Annotated in this window: 29 protein-coding genes and 1 tRNA gene; 16 read left to right on the forward strand and 14 right to left on the reverse strand. The window is 70.0% G+C overall.

Annotated features, from left to right (window positions below):
• Positions 1-69: 69 nt before the first annotated feature.
• Positions 70-318, forward strand: a complete 249-nt coding sequence (locus BMZ83_RS09595) for a hypothetical protein (protein ID WP_074878053.1) — start codon at positions 70-72, stop codon at positions 316-318.
• 44 nt (positions 319-362) lie between these two features.
• On the opposite strand, the gene BMZ83_RS09600 is transcribed toward BMZ83_RS09595, so the two are convergent.
• The 4 genes from BMZ83_RS09600 to BMZ83_RS09615 all read right to left on the reverse strand — a co-directional run bounded on the left by BMZ83_RS09600 (position 363) and on the right by BMZ83_RS09615 (position 1604).
• Complete coding sequence (locus BMZ83_RS09600; RefSeq protein WP_074878055.1) at positions 363-833, reverse strand: hypothetical protein; 471 nt, start codon at positions 831-833, stop codon at positions 363-365.
• A 73-nt stretch (positions 834-906) separates the two neighbouring features.
• Positions 907-988 (reverse strand) — tRNA-Ser (locus tag BMZ83_RS09605).
• A gap of 27 nt (positions 989-1015) precedes the next feature.
• A complete protein-coding gene (locus BMZ83_RS09610; RefSeq protein WP_074878057.1) occupies positions 1016-1222 on the reverse strand; it encodes a hypothetical protein in 207 nt (68 codons plus the stop codon).
• Position 1223: 1 nt separating this feature from the next.
• Positions 1224-1604 carry a Rid family detoxifying hydrolase gene (locus BMZ83_RS09615; RefSeq protein WP_074878059.1) on the reverse strand — a complete coding sequence of 127 codons (381 nt, stop codon included), beginning with the start codon at positions 1602-1604 and terminating at the stop codon, positions 1224-1226.
• Between the two features lie 87 nt (positions 1605-1691).
• Between BMZ83_RS09615 and BMZ83_RS09620 the strand changes: the two genes are divergently transcribed.
• A complete protein-coding gene (locus BMZ83_RS09620) occupies positions 1692-2597 on the forward strand; it encodes a hypothetical protein (RefSeq protein ID WP_074878061.1) in 906 nt (301 codons plus the stop codon).
• Here BMZ83_RS09620 and ilvA read toward each other — a convergent pair.
• Entirely contained in the window at positions 2594-3805 is a 1212-nt protein-coding gene (ilvA, locus tag BMZ83_RS09625) for a threonine ammonia-lyase (protein WP_074878063.1), read from the reverse strand. The genes BMZ83_RS09620 and ilvA overlap by 4 nt on opposite strands.
• Before the next feature lie 234 nt (positions 3806-4039).
• Positions 4040-4480 (reverse strand): gamma-glutamylcyclotransferase family protein, encoded by a 441-nt coding sequence (locus BMZ83_RS09630; protein WP_074878065.1) that lies wholly within the window; start codon positions 4478-4480, stop codon positions 4040-4042.
• Between the two features lie 121 nt (positions 4481-4601).
• Here BMZ83_RS09630 and BMZ83_RS09635 point away from each other — a divergent pair, with 121 nt between their 5' ends.
• Positions 4602-5774: a tRNA (guanine(26)-N(2))-dimethyltransferase gene (locus BMZ83_RS09635; RefSeq protein WP_074878067.1), complete on the forward strand. Its 1173-nt coding sequence runs from the start codon at positions 4602-4604 to the stop codon at positions 5772-5774.
• 3 nt (positions 5775-5777) lie between these two features.
• On the opposite strand, the gene BMZ83_RS09640 is transcribed toward BMZ83_RS09635, so the two are convergent.
• Complete coding sequence (locus tag BMZ83_RS09640; RefSeq protein WP_074878070.1) at positions 5778-6944, reverse strand: lycopene cyclase domain-containing protein; 1167 nt, start codon at positions 6942-6944, stop codon at positions 5778-5780.
• Between the two features lie 101 nt (positions 6945-7045).
• Between BMZ83_RS09640 and BMZ83_RS09645 the strand changes: the two genes are divergently transcribed.
• Both BMZ83_RS09645 and BMZ83_RS09650 read left to right on the forward strand, forming a co-directional pair.
• Complete coding sequence (locus BMZ83_RS09645) at positions 7046-8332, forward strand: YihY/virulence factor BrkB family protein (protein WP_074878072.1); 1287 nt, start codon at positions 7046-7048, stop codon at positions 8330-8332.
• Positions 8333-9232 carry a phosphatase PAP2 family protein gene (locus BMZ83_RS09650; RefSeq protein WP_074878074.1) on the forward strand — a complete coding sequence of 300 codons (900 nt, stop codon included), beginning with the start codon at positions 8333-8335 and terminating at the stop codon, positions 9230-9232.
• Between the two features lie 234 nt (positions 9233-9466).
• Here the strand turns inward: BMZ83_RS09650 and BMZ83_RS09655 are convergent, their stop codons facing one another.
• Complete coding sequence (locus BMZ83_RS09655) at positions 9467-9904, reverse strand: universal stress protein (protein WP_074878076.1); 438 nt, start codon at positions 9902-9904, stop codon at positions 9467-9469.
• A 49-nt stretch (positions 9905-9953) separates the two neighbouring features.
• The gene (gene glnA, locus BMZ83_RS09660) at positions 9954-11312 is read right to left on the reverse strand and encodes a type I glutamate--ammonia ligase (protein ID WP_074878078.1); all 1359 of its coding nucleotides are present in this window, start codon (positions 11310-11312) and stop codon (positions 9954-9956) included.
• A gap of 126 nt (positions 11313-11438) precedes the next feature.
• Between glnA and lrp the strand changes: the two genes are divergently transcribed.
• Genes lrp through BMZ83_RS09675 form a run of 3 tightly spaced genes read left to right on the forward strand, consistent with a single transcriptional unit; the run spans position 11439 to position 12671 of the window.
• Entirely contained in the window at positions 11439-11906 is a 468-nt protein-coding gene (lrp, locus tag BMZ83_RS09665) for an HTH-type transcriptional regulator Lrp (protein WP_074878080.1), read from the forward strand.
• A gap of 38 nt (positions 11907-11944) precedes the next feature.
• Complete coding sequence (locus BMZ83_RS09670; protein WP_074878082.1) at positions 11945-12217, forward strand: AbrB/MazE/SpoVT family DNA-binding domain-containing protein; 273 nt, start codon at positions 11945-11947, stop codon at positions 12215-12217.
• The gene (locus tag BMZ83_RS09675) at positions 12210-12671 is read left to right on the forward strand and encodes a type II toxin-antitoxin system VapC family toxin (RefSeq protein WP_074878084.1); all 462 of its coding nucleotides are present in this window, start codon (positions 12210-12212) and stop codon (positions 12669-12671) included. The genes BMZ83_RS09670 and BMZ83_RS09675 overlap by 8 nt, the downstream gene beginning before the upstream one ends.
• A 60-nt stretch (positions 12672-12731) precedes the next feature.
• On the opposite strand, the gene BMZ83_RS09680 is transcribed toward BMZ83_RS09675, so the two are convergent.
• A complete protein-coding gene (locus tag BMZ83_RS09680) occupies positions 12732-13802 on the reverse strand; it encodes an aminopeptidase (protein ID WP_074878086.1) in 1071 nt (356 codons plus the stop codon).
• A 145-nt stretch (positions 13803-13947) separates the two neighbouring features.
• On the opposite strand from BMZ83_RS09680, the gene BMZ83_RS09685 reads away from it, so the two are divergent.
• Together BMZ83_RS09685 and BMZ83_RS09690 are read left to right on the forward strand one after the other, a co-directional pair.
• On the forward strand, positions 13948-14691 hold the full coding sequence (locus BMZ83_RS09685; RefSeq protein ID WP_074878088.1) for a DNA polymerase sliding clamp: 744 nt from the start codon (positions 13948-13950) through the stop codon (positions 14689-14691).
• Positions 14692-14828: 137 nt separating this feature from the next.
• Complete coding sequence (locus BMZ83_RS09690) at positions 14829-15479, forward strand: HAD family hydrolase (RefSeq protein WP_074878090.1); 651 nt, start codon at positions 14829-14831, stop codon at positions 15477-15479.
• Between the two features lie 12 nt (positions 15480-15491).
• Here BMZ83_RS09690 and BMZ83_RS09695 read toward each other — a convergent pair whose 3' ends face one another.
• Both BMZ83_RS09695 and BMZ83_RS09700 read right to left on the reverse strand, forming a co-directional pair.
• Positions 15492-16079, reverse strand: coding sequence for a DUF7474 family protein (locus BMZ83_RS09695; RefSeq protein WP_074878092.1), 588 nt, complete (start codon positions 16077-16079; stop codon positions 15492-15494).
• 44 nt (positions 16080-16123) lie between these two features.
• Positions 16124-17074 carry a cation diffusion facilitator family transporter gene (locus BMZ83_RS09700; protein WP_074878093.1) on the reverse strand — a complete coding sequence of 317 codons (951 nt, stop codon included), beginning with the start codon at positions 17072-17074 and terminating at the stop codon, positions 16124-16126.
• A 127-nt stretch (positions 17075-17201) separates the two neighbouring features.
• On the opposite strand from BMZ83_RS09700, the gene BMZ83_RS09705 reads away from it, so the two are divergent.
• A complete protein-coding gene (locus BMZ83_RS09705; protein ID WP_074878095.1) occupies positions 17202-17714 on the forward strand; it encodes a metallophosphoesterase in 513 nt (170 codons plus the stop codon).
• Positions 17715-17829: 115 nt separating this feature from the next.
• On the opposite strand, the gene BMZ83_RS09710 is transcribed toward BMZ83_RS09705, so the two are convergent.
• A complete protein-coding gene (locus BMZ83_RS09710) occupies positions 17830-19800 on the reverse strand; it encodes a MutS-related protein (protein WP_074878097.1) in 1971 nt (656 codons plus the stop codon).
• A gap of 92 nt (positions 19801-19892) precedes the next feature.
• On the opposite strand from BMZ83_RS09710, the gene larE reads away from it, so the two are divergent.
• Together larE and BMZ83_RS09720 are read left to right on the forward strand one after the other, a co-directional pair.
• Positions 19893-20759, forward strand: coding sequence for an ATP-dependent sacrificial sulfur transferase LarE (gene larE, locus BMZ83_RS09715; protein ID WP_074878099.1), 867 nt, complete (start codon positions 19893-19895; stop codon positions 20757-20759).
• Positions 20760-20822: 63 nt separating this feature from the next.
• Positions 20823-21155 (forward strand): hypothetical protein, encoded by a 333-nt coding sequence (locus BMZ83_RS09720; RefSeq protein ID WP_074878100.1) that lies wholly within the window; start codon positions 20823-20825, stop codon positions 21153-21155.
• A 118-nt stretch (positions 21156-21273) separates the two neighbouring features.
• Here the strand turns inward: BMZ83_RS09720 and BMZ83_RS09725 are convergent, their stop codons facing one another.
• Positions 21274-21741, reverse strand: a complete 468-nt coding sequence (locus BMZ83_RS09725; protein WP_074878102.1) for an MGMT family protein — start codon at positions 21739-21741, stop codon at positions 21274-21276.
• A 104-nt stretch (positions 21742-21845) separates the two neighbouring features.
• On the opposite strand from BMZ83_RS09725, the gene trpC reads away from it, so the two are divergent.
• Genes trpC through trpA form a run of 3 tightly spaced genes read left to right on the forward strand, consistent with a single transcriptional unit; the run spans position 21846 to position 24807 of the window.
• The gene (gene trpC / locus BMZ83_RS09730) at positions 21846-22604 is read left to right on the forward strand and encodes an indole-3-glycerol phosphate synthase (RefSeq protein WP_074878104.1); all 759 of its coding nucleotides are present in this window, start codon (positions 21846-21848) and stop codon (positions 22602-22604) included.
• Complete coding sequence (gene trpB / locus BMZ83_RS09735; protein WP_074878105.1) at positions 22601-23938, forward strand: tryptophan synthase subunit beta; 1338 nt, start codon at positions 22601-22603, stop codon at positions 23936-23938. Before trpC ends, trpB begins: the two co-directional genes overlap by 4 nt.
• Positions 23935-24807, forward strand: coding sequence for a tryptophan synthase subunit alpha (gene trpA, locus BMZ83_RS09740; protein ID WP_074878107.1), 873 nt, complete (start codon positions 23935-23937; stop codon positions 24805-24807). Before trpB ends, trpA begins: the two co-directional genes overlap by 4 nt.
• Positions 24808-24880 lie beyond the last annotated feature (73 nt).

Consider the following 24880-nt stretch of genomic DNA (forward strand, 5'->3'; position numbering starts at 1 on the left):
CCCACGAACCGCGAACCCGTTCACGATACCGCCGAAACCGCTATTCCGCCGGCGCCGTACCTCCCGCTGATGCCCTCCACGGACGACCGAGTACCCGATATCCGACGCGTCGGCGTCGCAACCGCAGGGATCGCGGGCGGGCTCGTGCTCCTGACTGCCGGCCTGCGGGACTTCCTCCTCTATCTCGACAGCTACGACCTGGGGATGGCCGGGACGGCGAACGGGATCGGCGGCGTCGTCGCGCTCGTCCTCGTCGGCGCCCTGCTGTTCGTCCTGGGGCTGCGAGAGACGATCGCGATGGCGACGCGGGACACGTAGCGCGGACAGTCCCGCGTCGGAACCGGCGTCCCAATCCAGCGCGATCAGCCTCCAGCCGTCCCGTTCGACGGCCGGCCGCAGTAGTCGTACAGGTCGTCGTTCCAGTGGGCGATCGCCGGCCCCTCGACCGTTCCGTCGCGGACGTCGGCGCCGATGCTGTAACACGCCGGCAGCGATCGGTCGTCGAGATCGTACCGGACGCCGTCGGTGCCGTTGTCGACGCGGATCATCACGGTGTAGGATCGGGTCGTGTTGGCGATCTCCGGCGGCGCGATCCGTGCGGTGTCGACGGCGTGTTCGGTCCGTGCAGAGAGGGTTCGCGTCGTCCAGTGGACCACCGTCTCGTTGTGCAGCACCACGATATCCACCGTGTGCGAGACGTCGTCGCGGTTCGTCACGTACACGTCACGGAGGACCGACGACTCGTCCTCGACCGCCGGCGTCGACGCCGGCCCGGCACAGCCGGCGAGCAGGACGAGTACCGAGAGGAGGGCGATCAGACGGGGCGGAGACACGGTCGGCGTTGTGTCGGCCTCCGTCAAAAAGGTCACCGCAGCAACCGCTGCTCGCAGGTGGCGTCGACAGAAACGCCAGGACTGGGATTTGAACCCAGAATCCCATAAGGGAACACGCTTTCCAGGCGTGCGCCTTACCGTTCGGCCATCCTGGCTCGGCCGAATCTACCGCCCTGTGCGGGTTAAGTCCTTCCTTTCGTTCGCAGTCGGTGCTCAGTGGCGTACGCGACGCCGGCGGTTACCAGGCCGACGCCGACCGCGGCGGCGCCGACGACCGGGATCGACGCCGGGAACGGACTGACCCCGAGCTGGTAGGCCTGCACCGCCACGAGGAAGGCCAGCAGGCCCACCACTCCCCACAGCAGCGCCGACTTCGCACGGGGACGCACCTTACTCGAGGCTGACGACGGCCTCGATCTCGACGCCGACGCCCTTCGGGAGCGCGCCGGCCTGCACGGCGCTGCGGGCCGGCGGTTCGTCGTCGAAGTAGCTCGCGTACGTGTCGTTCATCGCCTCGAAGTCGTCGATGTCGGCGAGGAACACCGTCGTCTTCAGCACGTCGTCCATCGACGCGCCCGCCTCCTCGACGATGGCCGAGAGGTTGTCGAGCGACTGCTCGGCCTGCGTGGCGATGTCCTCGTCGTCGAGGAGTTCGCCGTCGGGCGTCAGCGGGATCTGGCCCGCGGTGAACATGATCTCGCCGTCGGTCGTCGCCTGACTGTACGCGCCCACCGCCTCGGGGGCGTTCTCGGTGTGGATGGTCTCCTTCATGCTCGGGAGTGGCGCCGGACTCCCCTTAACTCTCACTACACCGAACCGAGGCGACGCTTCAAGTACGATGCCGCGCCAACCACGACCGTGAACCGACCGCTCGCCCGCATTCGCTGCGCGGTGACGGGAGCCATCGTCGCCGCCGTGCTGGCCGTCGCCGCCGCGGCGCTGGCCCGCCTCGCCGTCGCGCTCCGGCGTTCCCGAGAGCAAGCCCGCGACGTACCGCTCTCGCCGGTCAAGGCCGGCCAGTACGTCGGTCCGGGGTTCGCCGAGCGCGAGGGGCTGACGACGGGCGGGGAGCCAGCCGGCGAAGTCGCCGACGTGGCCCACTTCGCCGGCGAGGCGTTCGATCCCGACCGGCTCGATCCGGAAGTGCGGCGGTTCTACGAGCGGACCGCCGACTACGGGATGCGCTACCGGGCACGCTGGCACCGGCCGTTCCGCACCGGCGCGGCGCTGGCGAGCCTGCTCACGGGGCGGATCGAACAGCTCAACCTGCCGGGACCGGGCGACGAGTCGTGGCACCGGCTGGAGAGCCGGTTTCTGGACGTCGAGGAGCCCGGCGCCGTCGCGGTCGGCGACGACCCGACCGAACCGGCCCGCGAGGACGTGCGGGCGTGGGTCCGAACAGACCCCGAGACCGGCGAGGCGGTGTTCGTCGCGCTCTACGCCACCCACCACCGCGACGGCGAGGGGTTCGTGAACATCTCCGTCCCGATCCCGGGCGGCGGCGTCGACACCGTGTTGCGGCCGGAGAACCTCGAACCCGACGCCGAGCGGGAAGACCGAACGGGGATTCGGCTCGCCACCGACGCCGTCGGCGACCCCGGACTCTACCTCCGGACGCCGGTGGGTGCGTTCGCGGTGCCCGGCGGCCAGCGGTTCGAGGTGTGGCCCCCGGTGGACGACGACGAACCGCTCCGCGCCACCCACGAGATGTGGCTGCTGGGCCGGCCGTTCCTGACCGTCGAGTACGAGATCGAGCGCGCCTAGACCAGCGTCTCGACCTCGTACCCGTGTGCCTCCAGCGCGGCGAGCAGTTCGTCGACGTGATCGTGGCCGTGAGTCTCGAGGTCGATCACCACGTCCGCCGCGTTCATCGCCACGTCGCGGGAGGTTCGGTCGTGCTGGATGCCGTAGATGTTGGCGTTGTGGTCGGCGATGATGTCCACCAGTCGCTGGAGCGATCCGGGGTTGTCCTCGAGCTCGGTCCGGATCTTGATGTACCGACCCATCTGCACCAGCCCCCGGACGACGACCGTGGTGAGGTCGTTGAGGTCGATGTTGCCGCCACAGAGTGCGGGAACGATGATCTCGTCGTCCTCGTAGTCGAACGTCTCGGCCAGCACCGCCGCCAGCGGCACCGCACCGGCACCCTCGACCAGCGTCTTCGAGCGCTCGAGCAGGTACGTCAGCGCCAGCGCGATCTCGTTGTCCGAGACGGTCACCACCTCGTCGACGCGCTCCTGGATGACCTCCCACGGCGTCTGGCCGACCGAGCGCGTGGCGATCCCGTCGGCGATCGTGTCGACGGCATCGATCTCCTGCCGGGAGCCCTTCTCCAGGGACTGCGCGACGCTCGAGGCACCCTCGGCCTGGACGCCGATCACGCGCACGTCGTCGAGTGTCGCCTTCAGCGCCGTCGCGATCCCCGAGATCAGCCCGCCGCCGCCGATGGGGACGATCACCGTGTCCGCCTCGGGGCACTGCTCGGCGATCTCGAGGCCGATCGTCCCCTGGCCGGCCATCACGTACTCGTCGTCGAAGGCGTGGACGTAGGTCCGCCCCTCCGCCGCCTCGATCTCGTGGGCGCGGTCCTGGGCGTCGTTGTAGTCGGCGCCGGAGAGGATCACCTCGCCGCCGTACCCCTCGGTCGCCTCGACTTTGGCGATCGGCGCGTGCTCGGGCATGACGATCTTGGCGTCGACGCCCGCGCGGGTCGCCGCGAGCGCGACCCCCTGGGCGTGGTTGCCGGCACTGGCAGTGATCACGCCCGCCTCCTTCTCGGCCTCGGAGAGCGTGGCGATGCGGTTCATCGCGCCACGGATCTTGAACGAGCCGGTGCGCTGGAAGTTCTCCAGTTTCGGCCGCACGTCGGCGCCGGTCATCCGGGAGAAGCTGTGGGAGTACTCCAGCGGCGTGACCCGAGCGACCTCGGTCACCCGGTCGCGGGCCGCCTCCACGTCGGCGAGCGAGAGCATACCCACGACGGTTCCACGGCTATCGCTAAGGAGTTTCGGTGCGCAAAGGGGGAAAGGGGGAAACGCACGCGTCACACTGCGTGCACTCACCCGTTGGGAGTCCCCGGGCATAAGGCTACCCCGACCGTGGTGAAAGTGGAATCGACGGACATCCCCGCCACAGCTCGGAAATGTCGAACGCGGTAACCGACTGTCACCAGTCATCGGCGCCGCCAGCCGGGGTCGCAGCGGCGGTCACTGCGGCCGGACACACACGTCGTGCTCGCGCAGGTACGCCCGAACGCGGTCGTCGAACCCGGCGGATCCGTCGCCGCCGTCCGGCCAGCTCACCTCGTCTCCGACGCCGAGCCGCCCGGGATCGCCGACGTACACCGCCGCCGTCGTGTCGAGTCCGGATCCCCCCTCACGATCACCCTCCCGTGGCTCGACGGGCTCGATCGGTACGGGAACCCGAACGTAGAGCCCGTCGTTCACGCCCTCGTAGGCGTCGAGGGCGCCGATCTCGTCGGTCCGGAGGAGTCGCCCGCCGGTCTCGCCGCCGGGCGCGAGCGTGGGGTACTCGCCCTGCACGGGGTGGAGCCCCGACAGCACCGCCGAGCCGAGAAAGGTGAAGGAGTCGACGACGGAGCCGACCCGCTCGGGTTCGGTCAGGGTGCCGTAGACGAACACGTCCATGTGACCGATTCGCACTCGACGGGGAAAGCGCCGTCGGCCCCTCGGCGCCGTCGCGGCGACGGGGAGCCGCGACGGACACCCGAACGCAACCGATTTCCGCGCCGCCCGACCAGGGGCGGCCATGCGCGTCAGCGAGGGCGACGTGGAAGTCGAGGCGCCCGATCCCCGGGACGGCAGCAGCGAGGGCGCCGGTGACGCCGTGTTCTTCAACCCCGAGATGGAGTTGAACCGCGACCTCACCGTGGCGGTGTTGCGCGCCTACGCCGAACGCACCGACGCCGGCGCGGCGAACGTCGACAGCGGCGGCGGGGAACGCACCCTCTCCTACCTCGACGCGATGACCGCGACCGGCGTCCGCGCGGCCCGGGCGGCCGAGGCCGGCTACGACGTGACCGCCGCCGACGTGGACCCCGAGGCGGCCGACCTCGCCCGCGAGAACCTCGCGCTGAACGATCTCCCCGGCGAAGTCGTCGAGTCCGACGCCAACGTGCTGCTGCACTCCGAGCGCTTCGACGTGGTCGACCTCGACCCGTTCGGGACCCCGATGCCCTTCGCCGACGCCGCCGTCGCCGGCACCCGGAAGCTGCTCTGTGTCACCGCGACCGACACCGCGCCGCTCTGTGGCGCCCACTTCGACTCCGGGGTACGGAAGTACGACACTGTCCCCAGAAACACCGACTTCCACCGCGAGATGGGGCTGCGCGTGCTGATCGGCGCGCTCTCCCGCGTCGCCGCCCGTCGGGACGTGGCGGTCGAACCGATCTGCTCGCACGCGACGCGACACTACGCCCGGACGTACCTCGACCTGACGCACAAGGCCACCGCGGCGGACAAGGCCCTCCAGTGGCTGGGGTTCGTCCACCACTGCGAGGACTGCCTCTACCGCGAACACGAGTTCGGCCGGATCGCCCACCCGCCCGAGGACTGCCCGAACTGCGGCTCCGCGCGCTGTTCGACCGCCGGGCCGATCTGGCTCGGCCCGATCGTCGACAACGAGTTCGTCGACGCCGTCGCCGACGAGGTGACGCCGAACATGGGCGAGTGGAAGCGCGTGAGCCGGCTGCTCGACGCGCTCGGCGCGGAGCTCGACACGCCGACGCACTACGACCAGCACCGGCTCTGCAAGCAGTGGGGCGCGCCCGCGAACAAGCTGGAGGAGTTCCTCGACGACCTTCGGGACGCCGGCTACGAGGCCAGCCCGGCCCACTACGGCGGCACCTGTTTCAAGACCGACGCCGACGTGACCGAGATCAGGGAGGCCGCTGAACCGGCAGTCGACACGACCGGGGAGTAGCCCTCACGCCGCCCGTGGGTTCACCGTCTCGTGGATCCCCAGCACCAGCGCCGGCACGACCAGCATGAAGACGTGCTCCTCCAGCGGGATGCCCAGTAGCTCGATCCCGGTCCGCATCGGGATCGCGAACACCCCCACCTCCAGCGTGTACCAGTCCCAGACGTACGCGACGGGGTACAGCACCGGAATCGTCCGTGCGGCCCGGCGGAGCGCGCCGTCGCCGGCCCGGCGCAGCAGCGCGAGCGCGGCGGCGCCGAAGACCACCTCGGTCGCGAGGTAGGTGTACGAACCCAGCACGGTGATGTCCGGGGGCGACGCGCCCGCGAGCGGTTCGAAGAAGACCGCCACGAGCAGCACCGCGAGGAAGAGGTACGCCCCCCGGACGAGCAGCATCGTCGCCGTCTCGGGGTCGCGGCCGAGCGCGACGGCGGCGACGGCGCCGTAGACGAGACTCGCCGCCGGGGCACTCGGCGGGAGCACCCCGACGATCGAGAGCGGGACGACCGCGAACAGTCCAACGCCGAGCGCCGCCGTGGCGAGCGCGCGGGCGCGACGCTGCCCCAGCGCGACGGCCACGGTGCGCTTCTCGATCGAGCGGTCGTACGCGTAGTCCTGCGCGTCGTCGACGACCTTCACGCCCCCGAGCACGGTCACGAGCACCGCCGCCAGCGCGAGCGGCCGAGTCGCGAGCACGCCAGTCTGGGCCGCGTAGCCCGTCAACAGACAGAGGCCGACCCCCACGGGGTAGCCGAGCGTGGTGGTAGCCGGGTTGGTGTCGAACTGCGGTGCGTGGAAGTAGCCGATCGCCCACATCGGCGCCGCCACGGCCGCCGCGAGGAGGTTTCCGAGCACGGCGAGCCCGCCGAGACACGCGAGGAAACCGACCGTCGCCGCGGCGAGGCCGAGCCGACAGCCGAACACGGTCAGCGGGTGGTCGTCGTCCTCGCCGCGGCGGTGGAAGTCCACGTAGCCGTCCTTCACGTGGGCGGTGTAGACGGCGAAGAAGGCGGCGCCGGCGGCGATCAGCGCGGTTCGGGGGGCGAACGGGCCCGCCAGCGCGGCGCCGAACACCGCCGTCGCGACCGGCGGGAGCATGAACACCGGATGCACCTGCGACGCGTACGCGCTGGCGAGGGCGGCGGGGCCGCTCCCGTGGCGGGCGATGGCCATGTGGTGTGTTAGGTAGGATCACCAATAAGTGACGCGACGGGGGTGGTCGACGGGGCCGTCGCTCCACGGGGTTCTTGTAACGCGCTCGCCTATCTGGCGTCGTGCTATCACGTCTCCGGAGCGCTCTCGGGACGGGCAAGCGCGTCGGCGTCGTCGCCAAGGAACAGGAGCTCACGTTCCTCGCGGCGGCGGTGGCGTACTACGCGTTCGTCTCGCTGATCCCCGCGGCGGTGTTGGCGCTGATCGTCGCCACCACCGTCGGCGGCGAGCAGCTGGCGACCGTCCTGCTCGAGTCGACCAGCCAGTTCCTCACCCCGAGCGGACAGGAAGTGCTCACTACCGCACTCACCGCCAGCGAGGGGCGGGGGAGCGCGACCCTCCTGGGGCTGGCGTTCCTGCTCTGGGGGACGCTCAAGGTGTTCCGCGCGCTCGACACCGCCTTCAGCGAGATCTACGGCGTCGAACACGGGGGCACGGCGCTCGATCAGGTGATCGACTCGCTGGTCGTCGTGGTGGGCATCGGCACCTCGATGACGCTGATGTTCGCGCTGGCCGGCGCGTTCGCGGCGTTCAGCCTCGGCATCGTCGTCGAAGCGCTCGGCGTGCTCACGCTGCCGATCCTGCTGACCGCCGCCTTCCTCCCACTCTTCTACCGGTTCCCCGACACGGCCGTCACCGTCCGGGAGGTGCTTCCCGGCGCCCTCGTCGCCGCCGTGGTCTGGACCGCGATGCAGGCGGGGTTCCAGCTCTACGCCAGCGTCGCCAGTACTTCCGCCTACGGCATCGTGGGCGGGGTGATCCTGCTGGTGACGTGGCTCTACCTCGCCGGCGCCGCCGTGATGCTGGGCGCCGTCGTCAACGTCGTGCTCGCGGAGGACAGGGTTGCAGGGCCCGACGAGGCTGCGGGTGGCCGTGCCGGTAGCCCCCCGGACGCCGGGGCGCATCGTGCAGCGGCGAGCCATGACCGGCAGTTCCAAGGGCACCGGGAGCCAGCCTCGGAGTACATGGCAGAGCGCGAACCCCGCGGCGCGCCAGACGTCGCCGACCTCGCGGAGGAAGTCGAGGAGCTCCGGTCCGAGCTCGACGGCTTCGAGGAGGACGTCGAGCAGCGGACCGTCGACCGGCCACAGCTGGAGGCCGACCTCAAGGCGTACGTCCGCGCCCGGATGCGTCAGGGGAAAGCCACCGGCTGGGGGCCGTACCTCGTGTTGCTGTACGGCACCGTGATGAGCCTCGGCGCGTTCTACTGGCTCCAGGGCTGGCCGGCCGTCGCGGCGATGCTCGTCACCTTCACCTCCACGCTCGGCCTCTACGTCCTGTTCGTCCTGTTCGGCGGCGTCATCGGCGCCGTGAGAACCGCAGGCGGCGTCGCCGAGCGCCTCCGGTAGATGCACGGCTGGGGCGTTACCGAGGCACTGGCCGGCCTCCCCGACTGGGTCGCGCTGCTGTTCGCCGTCCTGACACAGCTCGCCGACGCGTGGTTCGTCTTCGGCGGCCTCGCGCTGTTCTACCTGCTCGCCGACGGCCGACTCGCGTCCGAGCCGCGACGGACCGGCGCGACCCTGATCGCACTGGCGATCTGTGCGCTCGCGGCGACGGTCGCGCTCAAGACCTTCTTCGGCGTCCACCGCCCCGCGGGCGCGGGGACGGCGACGGCGCCGGCGTGGCTCCCGGCGCTGTTCGAGGGCGTCTACGGGAGCATCGCGACCGGCGACGGGTTCGGCTTCCCCAGCGGCCACGCCACCTCGAGTGCCATCGTCTACGGCGGGCTCGCGCTCTATCTCGACCGGCTCTGGACCCGCCGGAAACGGGTCCTCGCCGCCGCGGGCGTCGTCGGCGTCGTCTCGCTCTCGCGGCTCGTCATCGGCGTCCACCACCTCCCGGACGTGCTCGGGGGCGCCGTCGCCGGCACCGCGGTGCTGCTCGCGGTCTCCCGGCTCGCCGGGAGCCGACCCGAACGGGCGTTCCTCGCCGCCGGCCTGTTCGGGGTGGTCGCGCTCGGCGCGGCGCTGGTGTTCGCGCCGGCCCACCCCGACGAGGCGCTGAAAGCCGCCATCGCCCTCGGCGCCGGCGCCGGTGCCGCGGTCGTGTGGCGCCGAGTGGGGCGGGAGTTCTCGCCGCTCCCGGTCCGGATCGCGGTGCCCGGCACGGCGGTGCTGGGCGGCGCCTGGGGCGGGATCTACGTCGGCGAACTGCCGCTCCCGGTGACGGCGCTGGGGTCGGCACTGGCCGTCGGGGCGGTGATCGCGCTGCCGTGGCTGGTCGACCGGCGTGCGCTACTCGAGTGACCTCCCCGTGGCGACCTCGTCGTGGCCGCTGGAGGAGAGCAGGTAGTCGCCCGTGATTCCCTAACCGTGGGCGTGGGAGAACCCGGAAAAGGGGGTGTTCGTCGGGGGTGGCGTAGCCCGCTTCCCGCGCGGCGCGCTCGGCGTGTGCGAGCGGTCGACAGCCGACCCCATCGCCCTGCCAGCGCTCGCGGACGCCGCCGATCACCTCGTCGTGGACCCGGCGGCGTCCGAGCGCTAGCCGGTGTGGCGGACGATCAGCACGTCGTAGGTCCGATCCGCGGCGACGTTGCCGCCGACGCTGCTCAGCGCCGTCACCAGCCGGCCCGCGTTGTCGCTCCCGACGAACACGATCGAGGCCTCGATGCGCCGGGCCGTCCGGCGGATCTCCCGGGCGATCGAGCCGGCCCGGGCCACCCGCGGTACGCGCTCGTAGCGGAACGTCGCCTCCGGCGCACGGTCCCGGACCTGCTCGCGTAGCCGCGAGAGGATCCTCCCCGTGTCGAACGACTCGTCGGGCTCGATCCAGCCTCGCTCGCGGGCGTACGCCGCGTTCTCCTCCGGGAGTACGGCGATCGCGACCACCGGCTGCTCGAACACCTCGCCGAACTCCACCGCTCGGATCAGCGCGGCCTCCGCGAGCGCCGACCCGTCGAACGGTACGAGTAACGTCACTACCGGGAAGCGCGCGGCAGCAGTCAAAAAGGGACCGTGATCGGGCCGATCAGAACTTCTCGAGGTAGCGGTCCAGTTCCCAGTCGGACACGTCGACGAGGTAGTCGGCGAACTCCGCGCGTTTGGCCTCGACGAACTTCGGGCCGACGTGGGGGCCGAGCGCCTCGTACACGGTCTCGTCGTTCTCGAGGGCGTCGACGGCCTCGCCGAGGTTGCTCGGCAGCGTGTCGATGCCGTACTCCTCGCGTTTCTCCTCGTCGAACTCGTAGATGTTCTCGCGGATGGGGTCCTCACACTCCATGTCGTTCTCGATGCCCTCCAAGCCCGCGTGGATCAGCACCGCGAAGGCGAGATACGGGTTACACGAGGGGTCGGGGAAGCGCGCCTCGATGCGGGAGGCGGCCGGTACGCGCGCGGCGGGTTTGCGGATCAGCGCCGAGCGGTTGCGGTCGGACCAGGCGACGTACACCGGCGCCTCGTAGCCGGGGACGAGCCGCTTGTAGCTGTTCACGGTGGGGTTGGTGACCGCCGCCAGCGCCGGCGCGTGCTCCAGGATCCCGGCGGTGAACTGCTTGGCCGTCTCGCTCAGGTCGAACTCGTCGTCGGCGTCGTGGAACGCGTTCTCGCCGTCCTCGGTGAACAGCGAGATGTGGGTGTGCATCCCCGAGCCGTTCACCTTCGCGATGGGCTTGGGCATGAACGTCGCGTGGAGGTCGTGCTGGGCGGCGATCGCCCGGACCACCGTCCGGAACGTCGCAACGTTGTCGGCCGTCGACAGCGCGTCGTCGTACTCGAAGTTGATCTCGTGCTGTCCCTCGGCGACCTCGTGGTGGGAGGCCTCGATGTCGAACCCCATCTCCTCGAGGCCGTAGATGATGTCCCGGCGCACGTCCGAGGCGAGGTCCTTCGGCGCCACGTCGAAGTAGCCGCCGGCGTCGTTGGTGTCGGTGGTGGCCTTCCCCTCCTCGTCCTCCTCGAACAGGAAGAACTCCGGTTCGGGCGCGGCGTTGACCTCGTAGCCGAGCTCCTCGGCGCGCTCGAGCGCCCCCTTCAGGACCGCCCGCGGGTCGCCCTGGAACGGCTCGCCCGTCGACGTGTCGATCACGTCGCAGATGAGTCGCGCCGAGGTGCCACGCCACGGCAGCACCGCGAACGTGCTCGCGTCGGGCTTGAGGCGCATGTCCGACTCCTGGATGCGGACGAACCCCTCGATCGAGGAGCCGTCGAAGTAGATCCCCTCCGTGAACGCCTTCTCGGCCTGATCGGCCGGCACGGCGACGTTCTTCACCGTCCCCAGGATGTCGGTGAACTGGAGCCGCAGGAAGTCGATCCCCTCGCGGTCGATGCGTTCGAGAACGTCGCGTTCCTCGTCGGTGAGCCCGCCGTCGGGAGCTGGGTTGTCCGTCATGCTCTACCGGGGTCGAGAGGCTGATACTACAAGAATATTCCCCTCCTAACGTGTATCTGCCGAGACCTCTCTGAGAAAACTGGATGTTCGTAAAGTTCTTGCCGCCCCCGCCCCGACCGGAGTACCATGACGTACGAAAACCTCGATGCGCGCCTGATCAACTCGCTGCTGGGCAACGGTCGCGCGAGCCTCCGGAGTCTGGGTGAGGAGCTGGACGTGTCGGTCACGACGGTGTCGAACCACCTGCAGGACCTGGAGGACGACGGCGTGATCGAGGGGTACAGCCCCGACGTGAACTACCAGGAACTGGGCTACGACGTGACGGCGATCCTGCACCTGAAAGTCGAGGGCGCGGCGCTGCCGGAGATCACCGACCGCCTCGCCGACCTCCGCGGGATGGTCTCGGTGTACGAGGTGACCGGCGACCACGACGTCGTCGCCGTGGGGAAGTTCGAGGACACCGACGAGATGAACGAGCGGATCAAGCGCATCCTGACCGACGAGGACATCCGCGAGTCGAACACCTCGGTCGTGCTGAACGCGGTCGTGGAGAACCAGCAGTTCGACTTGGCCGTCGACGAAGAGGAGGAGTAGGGCGAACGCTTTTTCCTGTTCCCACCGAACGTGGGAACATGCCGAAAGTCGACTCGAAGGGACGGGTCGTCCTCCCGCAGGAGCTGCGTGAACGCCTCGACATCGGCCCCGGCGAGGAGGTCGACATTCACGAGGAGAACGGGCGGCTGGTGGTGGAACCGGAGCGGGACCCCGAGGAGATAATCGACCGGATGGAGGAACTGGTCGCGGGCATCTCCGACCGCAAGCCGACGCCGTACGAGGAACTTGACCCACAGGCGAGAGAGCACGTCGACACGATCCGCCGGCAGGCCGAGGACGGCGATGAGTGACGGCCCGTATCTTTTCGACGTGGGCGTAATCGCGCTCGCACACTCCGACGCACCAGTCAGGGAGACGCCGCTTTCCTACGTCAAACAGGCGATTTCCGGCGATATCGACGCCGTCGTCCCATACGCGTCGGTCGTCGGTGCCCACAACGCACTAGCGACGTACTACGGCCTGTCGAACGCGCGTGCCTCCCGGCTGATGGAGAACTTCCTCGACACGAGCGAGATCCACTGGTACGACGGGATGTCCGAACGACTCCTCCGGGAGGGATTCGATCTGGCGCGGAAGCAGAACATCGGCGGCTGGGACGGCTACTACGGGCAGGTGGCGCTGTCGGAGGGCGTCGAGACGATTCTCACCATCGACGATGACTTCGAGCAATTGGACGGGGTCGAAGCAGAAGTCGTTCTCACGCCTGCGGAGTTCGCGGAACTGAACGAGTATCTGGGGTACTGAGCCCGTTCGTTTTCGGGACCGTTCCCCTCCGCGCCACAGGCGCGACGTTTTCCCGCCTCGCTACTCGAAAATGAATTCCCCGTCCTCCTGCACGATCTCGCCGTCGACTTCGATAACCGAGTCCTCGCTCATGTCCAGAATCATGTCGACGTGCTCGGCGCTGTCGTTGACCTCGTTGCCCTCGCCGACGCACATCGGGTAGGCGCTGCCGACGGCCATGTGGACCGTCTCGCCCATCTTCTCGTCGAACAGCATGTTGTAGGTGAACTGGTCGATGGCGTCGTTCATCCCGATACCCAGTTCGCCCAGGTAGCGCGCCGCCTCGTCGGTGTCGAACACGCCCTGTAGCACGTCCTCGTTGCGCTCGGCGGAGAACTCGGTGACCGTCCCGTCCTCGAAGGTGAGGCGGACGCCCTCGACCTCGCGCCCCTGCCGGTAGAGCGGCATGTCGAAGTACACCTCGCCCTCGACGCTGTGTTTGACCGGCGCGGTGAACACCTCGCCGCCGGGGAGGTTCGCCTCGCCGTAGTCGTTCTCGGCGCTGTTGCCCTCGATGGACATGGTGACGTCCGTCTCCTCGCCCGCCCGGATGCGGACCTCGCTGGCGTCGTCGAGGATCTCGACGAGGTTCGCCTGGAACTCCCGCTGGGCCTCCCAGTCGAGGGTGACGGCGTCGTGGACGAACTCCTCGTAGGCCTCGGTGCTCATCCCCGCCAGTTGGGCGAAGCCCGAGCTGGGGTACTGCGTGAGACACCACGTCGTGTCGAGTCGCGCCTTCTTCACGGGGTCGTGGGCGCGGTTGTACGCGGCCGTGGTGTCGGGATCCACGTCCGCCATCTCGCTGGGGTTCGGGCCGCTGCGGGCGATGATGGTCGCGTCGGCGTTCTCGTACAGCGCGAGCTCGTGGTCGGGCGTGTCGAACTCCTCGCTGTTGCGGAGGTACGCGCGGTCGGCGCGCTCGGAGTAGGTGAGGAGCAGCGGGTTGGCGCCCTTCTCGCCCAGCAGTTCGTGCAGCGCGACGGCGAGGTCCTCGGCGTCGCCGGGGAGGTAGACGATCACGTCGTCGCCGGCCTCGATGCCGGTGGAGTGCTCGACGATCGTTTCCGCGTGCTGGCGGACTCGTGGGTCCATGGGTGGAGCGTGACTACACCGGCCAATACCGCTTGCGGAGTCGTCCCGTGAAGCGTCCCGGAGCGGCCGCGTTGGCGGCCGTCGACCGACGGGCCGGGCACCCGGAACCGGGAGGCTTTTTGAGTGTGGGAGGGAACCCACGTCCATGTTCAAGGCCATCGTGAGCGCGTCGACGCTCCGGGACTCCCTCGACGCCGTGAGCGTGCTGGTCGACGAGTGCAAGATCCGGCTGAACGAGGAGGAGCTGTCGATCCGCGCGGTCGACCCGGCGAACGTGGGCATGGTCGATCTCACGCTGGAGGCCGCGGCCTTCGAGTCCTACGAGGCCGACGGCGGCGTCATCGGCGTCAACCTCACGCGGCTGGAGGAGGTCGCCGGGATGGCCAACGCCGACGACCTCATCCACCTGGAGCTCGACGAGGAGACCCGCAAGCTCCACATCGAGGTCGAGGGGCTCTCCTACACGCTGGCGCTGATCGACCCCGACTCGATCCGCAAGGAGCCGGACATCCCGGACCTGGACCTACCGGCGGAGATCACGCTCGAGGGCGCCCAGCTCAACCGCGGGATCACGGCCGCGGACATGGTGAGCGACCACATCCGACTGCGCGTCGACGAGACCGACGAGACGTTCCACATCGAGGCCGAGGGCGACACCGACGACGTGGACCTCCAGCTCGAGTCGGAGGACCTGATCGCGCTGACCGCCGGGCCCGCCGACTCGCTGTTCAGCCTCGACTACCTCAAGGACATGAACAAGGCCATCGCGTCCGACGCCGAGGTCCGCGTCGAGCTCGGCGAGGAGTTCCCGGTGAAGCTCCACTACGAGTTCGCCGAGGGGCTGGGCACCGTGACGTTCATGCTGGCGCCGCGCATCCAGTCTGAGTAACGCAGCCACGGCCCGCGACCTGTGGCGACCTCCGTGTCGCCACCGCGGCGGCTTCGCCGTGGCCGGGTGTAACGCAGCCACGGCACGCGACCGCACGCCCACCGCGACTTTTTCACCCGCCCACCTAACCTACGGCCATGCGCGCCGTTTACGTCGACTGCGACGGAACCCTCCTCACCCTCGACTGCGCCTACGACGCCCTGTTCGAGCGCGCCTGTGAGTCGGTCGGCGTCGACGCGACCCCCGACGCGCAGGCAGCCTACAGCGAGCGGTTCCTCGAGGCGTTCAGTGAGTTCCGCCCGAACCCGTACCGGGCGGGGATGGCTGCCGCCGTCGGAACGGGCGGGATCGACGCCGACCCCGAGGCGCTCGCGGCGGCGTACGTCGACGCCGAAGTCGAGGCATCGGTCTCCGCCGAGGGCGCCCGCGACGCGCTCGACGCGTTGGAGGGGGCCGACACCGCCCTCGGCGTGCTCACGAACGGCGTCACCGCGGTCCAGCGCCGAAAGCTCGAAGCGGCGGGGCTGTTCGACCGGTTCGACGCGTACCTGCCGAGCTACGAGGTCGGGGCCCACAAACCGGACCCGGCGATCTTCGACGCCGCCCGGGACCGACTCGACGCCGAGGAGTACGTCTACGTGGGTGACTCGCTGGAACACGACGCTCGACCGGCTCGAGAGGCCGGGTTCCTGGCGGTGCACGTCGACTCGGGCGCCGAACCGGGCGTCGTCGCCGTCGACGGCCTCGACACGCTTGGGCGGGCAGCGTCGCTGGCAGGCCGCGGGTAGCGTCGCCGAGAATCAGCCGTGGCGCTGGATGACCCGCTTCGCCGCCTGCGCCTTCTCCTTCCAGCCGTAGCCCGCCTCGTAGACGTGACGCTTGCTGTCGACGAGTTCCGTCGGGCTGTTCTCCTCGAAGCCGCCGCGGGCCCACGTGCCCGACTCCTCCAGCCACTCCAGCACCTTCTCGCGGGTCTCGGGCCACGTCAGCCCGACCATCTCGTACCACGCGATCATCGCGAACACCGCGTTGTCGTGGCAGCCGGGGTAGGAGCCCTGCCGGTAGATGGTCCGCATCGGGTCGGTCGTCGGCTCGGACACCTGCTCGCGGTACTCCTCAGCGGTCAGGAGTTCGAGGCGGCCGTTGGTGTCGGGCTGGATCCGGCCGCTGCGGCGGAGGTGTGAGAGCGCCGCCTGGTGGAGCGCGTCCCACTCGGGGACGAGATCGCGGACGTCGTCCTCGTCGCGGGCGCCCGCCGACAACGGGGCGAGTACGTCGACGTAGGCACGCTCGACGGTCTGCCACTCGGTCCCCTCGAACCGACAGCCGGCGTCGTGGAGGCTGCTCGTGGCGTGGCAGTCGGGACAGGGGTAGTCGAACCGCGGCACAGCCCCCCTTGCCAGTCGGGTCCCTTAGAACTCGCGGTCGACGCTCAGGCCGACGGCTCGATGTAGATCATCGCCACCCGGCCGTCGCTCGCTTCGAGTTCCGCCTCGATCTCGTCGATCCGGTCGGTGATCTCCGCGGTCACGAGGTCCGAGTCGAACGTCACCTCGGCGGCGACCATCGCCTCCTGTGGGCCGAAGAAGACGGAGCGGAACGAGTCGACGTGGACGACCTCGGGATGGTCACTGATGGCGGTTTGGAGCTCCTGCTCCACGGTCCGGGAGAGGCTCTCGCCTAGCAGCAGCCGCTTGTTCTCCCACGCCAGCGCCAGCGCGAACCCCATCAGCAGGACCCCGATGATCGCGGCCGAGACCGCGTCGTAGATCCCGTTCCCGGTGATCCGGGTGAGCACGATCCCGACCAACGCGATGGCCGCGCCCGCGAGCGCGATGGCGTCCTCGGTGAAGGCCGTCAGCGTCGTCGCGTCGCTCGTCTCGCCGAACGCCTCCCGGATGCTGCCCCAGCCGAACTCCTCCATCTGGCGCCGAAGTTCCTCGTTCGCCTTCCTGAACGCGTACGTCTCGAACGCGATCGCGGCGAGCAGGATGGCGACGTTGAGCCAGAACGTCTCGTACCTACCGCCGACGACTGGCACGGTGAACTTTCCGGCCTCGGCGTGGCCCGCGGTCTGGATCGCGTGGATCCCGTGGTTCAGGCTCTCCCAGCCCGCGATCCCGAACAGGAGCACGGCGACGAGGAAGGCGTAGAAGAACTGGGCCTTCCCGTAGCCGAACGGGTGGTCGCGGCTAGTGGCCTTCCCCGAGTAGCGGATCCCGACGAGGAGGAACACCTGGTTACCGGTGTCGGAGATCGAGTGGTACGTCTCCGAGAGCATCGAGGGGCTCCCGGTGAGCAGAAAGCCGACGAACTTGAGGACCGCGATGGCGCCGTTGGCGAACAGCGCCGCCAGCACGACCCCGGTACTGCCACTTGCCATGCTCAGCCCCTCACGAGACAGTCCCTTATCGGTGTCGCAGCGGCGACGCCCACCCCGGCCGGGGCACAGTCGGCCCGCGGCATCGCCGACCCGACCGTTTTTGCCCACCGGGCGTCGATTACTCACCATGCTGGTCGTGCTTTCGGACACGCACGCGACCGAGGACCCCAGTCTCGTCGGCGCCGCGACGGACGCCGTCGACGACGCCGAGCTGGTGCTCCACGCCGGCGACTTCACCACCGAGACGGTGCTCGACGCGTTCCACGACGCGGCCGCCGACCTCCGGGCGGTCCACGGGAACCGCGACAGCGACGCGGTGACCGAACGGCTGCCGACGGCGACGACGCTCACCTACGCGGGCGTCCGGATCGCCGCAACCCACCGCCGGCGCGGTGGCGCGACGGGGCTGGCGATGTTCGGGCGCGAACGCGGCGCCGACCTGGTCGTCTCGGGACACACCCACCGACCGCTCGTCGACGAGGAGGGAGCGGTGACGCTACTCAACCCCGGGAGCCACGCCGATCCACGGGGCGCGAGACAGTCCTTCGCCGTGCTCGAACCGACCGCGGACGGACTCGTCGGGCGACTGGAGACCGTGGACGGCGACGTGTTCGAGCGCTTCGAAATCGGGAACGAGTAGTGCCCTGCAGGGGGCGATTGGAGGGCCGAAGCAGGGACACTCGAGCGTTGGGGTGGACTCGACAAAGTAGTTAGGTAAACACAAAGAGCCGTTTTAGCGTCCGGTCTCGACCGGTTCAGAACTTCTCAAGCAGGTCGCGGTAGAAGCCGGATTCGGTCTCGTCCGCCAGTTTCTCCACGATGAGTTCGGGCGTCGACCGCGCGAGGTGGTCCTTCCTCGGCGAGCGGTCGACCCGGAGTTCGCCGTCGACGAGCCCGACCGCCTCGATGCCGTCGACGGCCACCTCGAAGCCGGCCGCTTCCCGGATGCCGTCGGCGAGGTGGGAGACGAACACGGCGCTTGCCCCCTGGTCGTCGAGCGCTTCGAGGATCCCGGCGATGATCTTGGCCGAGGCGCCGGGTTCGGTGATCGACTCGAGTTCGTCGACGAGCACGAGCCGGCCCGCGGCGCCCTCGACGAGGTCGCCGAACTCCCGGAGCGTGCTCTCGAAGGCGCCGGCGTCGAGGGTGCCCTGTGACTTGGCGTAGTAATGGAGTTCCGAGACGCGGCCGACGCGCGCCTGGTCCGCAGGCACGGGCAGGCCCATGTGCGCGAGCACGGCGATCAGTCCCACCAGGTCGAGCGTCGACGTCTTCCCGCCGGAGTTGACCCCGGAGAGGAGCGTCACGCCCGAAACGCCGTAGTCGACGGGGTCGACCTCCTCGAAGGGCACGTCGAGCAGCGGCGATCGCCCGCCGTCGATCTCGAACCCCTCGCCCTGGATCGTGGGCAGCGTGCAGTCGAAATCCCGGGCGAACCGCGACACCGCGAGCTCCACGTCGAGTTCCAGCGCCGCGTCGACCATCGCCTCGGCGGGCTCGCGGAGCTCCCGGAGTTCGGCCGCGAGTTCGGTCTCCAACTGGTTCGCCCGCCGGTCCCGGTCGGCGCTGAGCTCGGTCCGGAGTCGGGAGACGGCCTCCTCGTTGTGCTCCAGCGGGAAGGCGGGTTCGCCGCCGAAGACGCGCTCGACGAACTCCGCCTCCCCCGGATCGAGGTCGAGGCTGTCGACGACGTGTTCCCGCGCCAACGCGACCGCTTGGTCGTAGTCGTCGGCCAACTCCCGGGAGAGCAGCGAGTCGACGCGGGCGCCCTGCTCGACCAGCGAGAGGAAGTCGGTGCCCTCGATGGTCACGTCCCGCTCGCCGATGGCGTCCCGGAGGTGGTCGTTCCCGATCGACTCCGCGGTGCTGACGGCCGCGTCGAGGTCGTCGACGGCGACCGAGAGCCGTTCGAGTTCCTCGTCGCCGACGACGCCGCCGTCATCGTCGACGCGGTCGAGCGCCGCCCGCAGCGAGTCGAGATCGCATCCCGGCTCCGTCCCGGCGGCGTCGTGGACCGCGGCGGCCGCCAGCAGGCGCTCGCGGTTCTCCGCGAAGAAGGTCAGCGTCCGCTCGGGGACGAACTCCTCGGGGCGTTCGAGCGCGTCCGGCACCACGCGCACGTCGCCCTCAACGTCGATGCCCGCGAACTCCGCGTCGAGGACGTACACCGTGGAGTACGAGCGACCGAGTTCGCCGAGCTCCCGGCGCTCGTCGATCACCTCGACGGGGAGTTCCGGGAGCGCGTCCTTCGCCTCGGCGTAGCGCTCGGCGTCGGCGGTCGCGACACATCGCTCCCGGACCCGGATCCCCTCGGCCGGTTCGAGCGGTTCGACGCCGTCGAGCGCGTCGATGATCGCCGGCTCCGGGTCGCGCTCCATCGCCGTCGTCGCGAAGCTGCGGACCTCCTCGATGCGGGACTGTTCGGTGCTGGGGAAGAGCGTCTCCAGTCGCTTCTCGCCGTAGGTCGTGACCGCGCGCGCCTGCAGCAGGCCGAGCGCGTCGTCGTAGATCTCCCGCGCCCGGTCGGTGGCGAGGAAGCCGCCGTCGTCGCCGTGCTCCCGGCGGATAGCGCCGCGGACGATCGCCGCGGCGCGGCCCTCGGTGAGGTCCGGCGAGCGGGCGATCGCCGCCACGTCGCCGCGACGGAGCGCCGCCTCGGCGTCGTCGAGTTCGGCCAGCGAGGCGGCCGTCTTCTCTCCAACCCCCGGGATGGCCGTGAACTCCATTCGGGCCGGGGTTCCGCGCCATCGCTCAAAAGCGTGTGGTTCGTCGGGGCCCGCGACGACGGCCTTTTGCCCGGCGGGTCGGTACTCCCGCCATGTCCCTCGACGCGAAACTGGCCGCCGCTCGCGACGACCTCGCCGATCGCGACGGCGTGCTCGTCGCCTTCTCCGGCGGCGTGGACTCGAGCGTCGTCGCCGCGCTGGCCCACGACGCGCTGGGCGACGACGCCGTCGCCTGCACCGCGAAAAGCGAGACGCTGCCGGAGGCGGAGCTATCCGAGGCCAAGCGGGTCGCCGACGAGATCGGCATCCGCCACGAGATCGTGGAGTTCTCCGAACTCGAGGACCCGCAGTTCGTCGCCAACGACGGCGATCGGTGTTACCACTGCCGGACGATGCGGCTGGGCCGGATGTACGAGGCCGCCGAGGAACTCGGGATCGGGACCGTCTGTGACGGCACCAACGCCGACGACACCGACGGCGGCCACCGCCCCGGCCTCCAAGCCGTCGACGAACTCGACGTGACCTCGCCGCTGCTGGCCCACGGGCTCACGAAGGCGGAGGTCCGCGAGGCCGCCGACCGCTACGGGCTCTCGGTCGCCGACAAGCCCTCGATGGCGTGTCTCTCCTCGCGGATCCCGACCGGGCTGGAGGTGACCGAGGACAAGCTCACCCGGATCGAGCGCGCGGAGGCGCTGCTCCGGGAGTGGGGGTTCTCCCAGTTCCGGGTGCGGGACCACGACGGCCTCGCCCGCATCGAGGTGGGGGCGGACGAGCTCCACGTCGCGCTCGATCCCGACTTCGCCGCCGCCGCCCGGGAGCGACTGACCGAGATCGGGTTCGACCACGTCACGCTCGATCTGGACGGCTACCAGACGGGGAGCGTGAGCCCCGAGAGCGAGGACGAGTCGGAGTCGGCCGTCGATGACGTCCTCGCGGCCGACTACCCAACCGGCGAGTAGTCGACGGCCGGCGTCGGGGATCCCGTCGCCGTTAAGTGGTCTCCCCGTCTCCCTTCGGGCGAAATGGGGGATCGACTCGTGCAGGCCGGCACCGTGTTCACCGGCTTCGTCGGCGTCGCACTCGTCGTGTTCGGGGGGTATCGCGTACGGTACGGCACTGGAACGATCGATGAACTGCTCGCGCTGGCCTTCCTCGCGGTCACCGTCGTCGCGGGCTACCGCTCGCTGGCGGTCCACTCCGGCCCACGAGTGAACGCCGCGGGGAACACCGCGCTGTTTCTCGGCGCGGCCGCGGCCTACGGCGGCGGCGTGAACTCCGGGATCGGGGCGGTCGCGACGGCGGGGCAGGCGCTGTTCCTGATCGCCGTCGTCTACTTCGTGCTTCGGCTGTACTGACCGGCGCCGCCGCTGGCCCAGGCGCTGACAGGCGGCACGACTGCTCGCCGACGGGTTGCCGCACTCTCCGTCCCGTCGACGGCCGAACTCAGGTCACGGGGACGCTGGTCGCGCCTTCCTACTTGAGTTCTCGCGACCGCTCGACGTTCCGGAGCGTCGCCGCCACGTCGCTCGGCGTCGCGCCGGGCGCGTCGTCGACCCGGTGATCCGGGACGAAGATGGGCACGGGGTTCGCCCGGAGTGCAGCCCTGACGGTCCCGGCGTCGTCCTCGTCGTCCGGGTTCAGGTTCGCCATGTGGGCGACCTGCCGGGTGTTCCCTGTCTCGCCGTAGGGGATCTGGCAGACCGCGTCGAGGACGGCGCGCTGCCCGGTCGGGACGGTGATCGCGATCTCCACGTCCGCGAAGTCGTCCTCGGCGCCGTCGAGGTAGTCGAACAGGCGGTCGAGGATCGGGTGATTCGGGTCCGCGTCGCTGGGGATTTCGTCGGGGAACGACACGTCGATGACCTGGCTGCTGGCGACCCCGATCTGGACGGGGCGCCCGAGCACGTCCGACTCCCGCGCGTAGATGCCGGCGTCTTCCATCGTCCCGAGAGACGCCGTACGCCGCCTTGAACCCGGCGGCGGCGCCGGAGGAGGGGGCCGGGTTCGCAAGCCTTTTGAACAGTTCCGTACATTAGTGTACAAGTGTGAACAGCAGAGAGGAGATGGCTCCCGCCGTGCGCTCCATCCTCGACGCCGCCCGCGAGCGCCCCGGCGGAGATTCACGGGTCGCCGTCGACGACGCCCGGTCGCTCCCGGCGGCGTTCGCGGCCGCCGAGGCCGACGGTCGGACGCCGGTGGTCGCCGAGGTGAAGCCGACGAGCCCCACCACCGAGGGCGAGACCGACCGCGACCCGGTCGAACTGGCCGAGGAGATGGTCGCCGGCGGCGCCGCCGCGCTCTCGGTGCTCACCGAACCGGAGCACTTCGGCGGCTCGGTCGAAAACTACGAGCGCGTCCGCGAGGCCGTCGACGTGCCCGTCCTCCGCAAGGACTTCCTCGTCACCGAGGCCCAGCTGGACGCGGTGGCCGCGGACGTGGTGCTGCTGATCGCTCGCTTCCTCGGCGACGAGCTGGCGCCGATGGTCGAGGCGGCCCGCGAGCGCGGGATGCAGGTGCTCGTGGAGGTCCACAGCGAGGACGAACTCGAGCGGGCCGTCGACGCCGGCGCGGAGATCATCGGCGTCAACAACCGCGATCTCGCGGCGCTGGAGGTCGATCTGGGGACGTTCGAGCGGGTCGCACCCGCGGTACCCGAGGACGCGACGCTGCTGGCCGAGTCCGGGATCTCGACGCCCGCGGACGCCCGACGGATGCGTGAGGCGGGCGCGGACGGCCTGCTCATCGGCACGGCTATCATGGACGGTGACCCACGGGAGAACACGACACGCTTCGTCAACGCATGAGTTCTGATTCATCCACCGACGGCAAGTTCGGGGAGTACGGGGGCCAGTACGTGCCCGAGGCGCTGATGCCCGCGATCGAGGAGCTGCGGGACGCCTACGAGCGCTACGTGCTGGAGAACGAGGACGGCTTCGTGGACGAGTTCCGGGAGCGCCTGCGCGACTTCGGCGGCCGGCCGACGCCGCTCCAGCACGCCGAACACCTCTCGGACCGCTACGGCCGGGAGATCTACCTCAAGCGCGAGGACCTCCTCCACGGCGGCGCCCACAAGCTCAACAACGCGCTGGGCCAGGTGCTGCTGGCGAAGTACATGGGCAAGGATCGCATCGTCGCCGAGACCGGCGCCGGCCAGCACGGTACCGCGACGGCGATGGCGGCGGCCCACCTGGACATGCCCTGCGAGATCTACATGGGCGAGACCGACATCGGGCGCCAGCGCCCCAACGTGTTCCGGATGCGGATCAACGGCGCCGACCTCAACCCCGTCACCGCGGGCCGCGGGACGCTGAAGGAGGCGATCAGCGAGACGATGCGGGACTGGGCGACCAACGTCGACGACACCCACTACGTCGTCGGCAGCGTCGTCGGTCCCGCGCCGTTCCCGGAGATGGTCCGGGAGTTCCAGTCGGTCATCAGCGAGGAGGTCCGGAACCAGGCCCAGGAGCGGTTCGGCACGCTGCCGGACTCGGTCGTCGCCTGCGCGGGCGGCGGGTCGAACACGATGGGCGCGTTCGCGCGGTTCGTCGACAGCGAGGCGCGAAGCGCCTCGGGCCGTTCGAGCGGGCGGACCCCGCGAGAAGACGACGACGAAGTCAATCTGCTCGCCGTCGAGGCGGGGGGCTCCTCGCTGGCCGTCGACGAGGAGGAGGGGGTCGCCCCGAACTCCGCCTCGCTCTCGACGGGCGGGCAGGGCGTGCTCCACGGCGCCCGCACGAAGGTGCTGCAGGACGAGTGGGGGCAGATCGTCGAGTCCCACTCCGTCTCCGCGGGGCTGGACTACGCGGGCGTCGGCCCGGAACTGGCGTACCTCGTCGACGAGGACCGCGTCTCGGCGGTCAACGTCGGCGACGACGCCGCGCTCGAAGCGTTCCACCGGCTCTCCCAGGAGGAGGGGATCATCCCGGCGCTGGAGAGCTCCCACGCGCTGGCGTACGTGGAAGAAGTTCTCGGGCCGGACGCGGAGGCTGACGCCGACGGCGCCGACGAACTCGGCGACCGCATCGTGATCAACCTCTCCGGTCGGGGCGACAAGGACCTCGAAACCGTCATCGAGGAGACCGACAAGCGGTCGATTCCGAACGCGCCGGACATGAGCGAGTTCGCGGGGGGACTATGAGCCGGCTCTCCGAGGCGTTCGCCACGGACGAGCCCGCGTTCATCCCCTATCTCGCGGTCGGCGACCCCGACATCGCGTCCTCGAAGCAGTACGTCGAAGCCCTCGTCGAGGGCGGGGCCGACTGCGTCGAACTCGGCCTGCCGTTCTCCGAACCCATCGCGGAGGGGCAGACGATCCAGCAGGCGATCGTCCGCTCGCTCTCGGGCGGGATCACCCCCGAGGCGTACTTCGAGTTCGTCGACGACCTTGACGTGGACGTACCGCTGGTCTGTATGACCTACTACAACCTCATCTTCCGCTACGGCGCCGACTCCGGCACCGCGGCGGGCGAGGGCGACCACACCGCGCCCGGGCCGCGGCCGTTCGTGAAACGCGCCGCGGAGGTCGGCATCGACGGCTTCGTCGTCCCGGACCTGCCGGCCGAGGAGGCGGGCGACCTGCGGGACGCGTGCGACGAGTTCGACCTCGGTCTCGTCTTCATCGTCGCGCCGACGACCACCGACGACCGACTCGACACCATCCGCGAGCAGGTGTCGGGCTACGTGTACGTGCAGGCCCGGATGGGCGTCACGGGCGCACAGGCCGACGTGTCCGACCGGACCGCCGAGAGCCTCGCCCGGATCGCGAACTGGGACGTGCCCAAGGCGGTCGGCTTCGGCATCTCCACTGGCGACCACGCCGCCCGCGTCGTCTCGGCGGGCGCCGACGGCATCATCGTCGGCTCCGCGCTCGTCGACATCGTCGCCGACGGCGTCGAGAACGACCGGGCGACCGCCGACGTGGCCGACGACCTGCGGGAGAAGGCCCGCGAACTGAAGGACGGTGCCCTGCGCGGGGCCCGTGAATCGCCGGAAGCGCAAGGCGAATAGGGCGGCGGGGAACGCAACGCTCAAGCCTCCGGTTGCCACAGAGTAGCACACCAGCCAGTACAGCGCCGATTTC

This window comes from Halolamina pelagica (assembly GCF_900115675.1).
Classification (GTDB): Archaea; Halobacteriota; Halobacteria; order Halobacteriales; family Haloferacaceae; genus Halolamina; species Halolamina pelagica.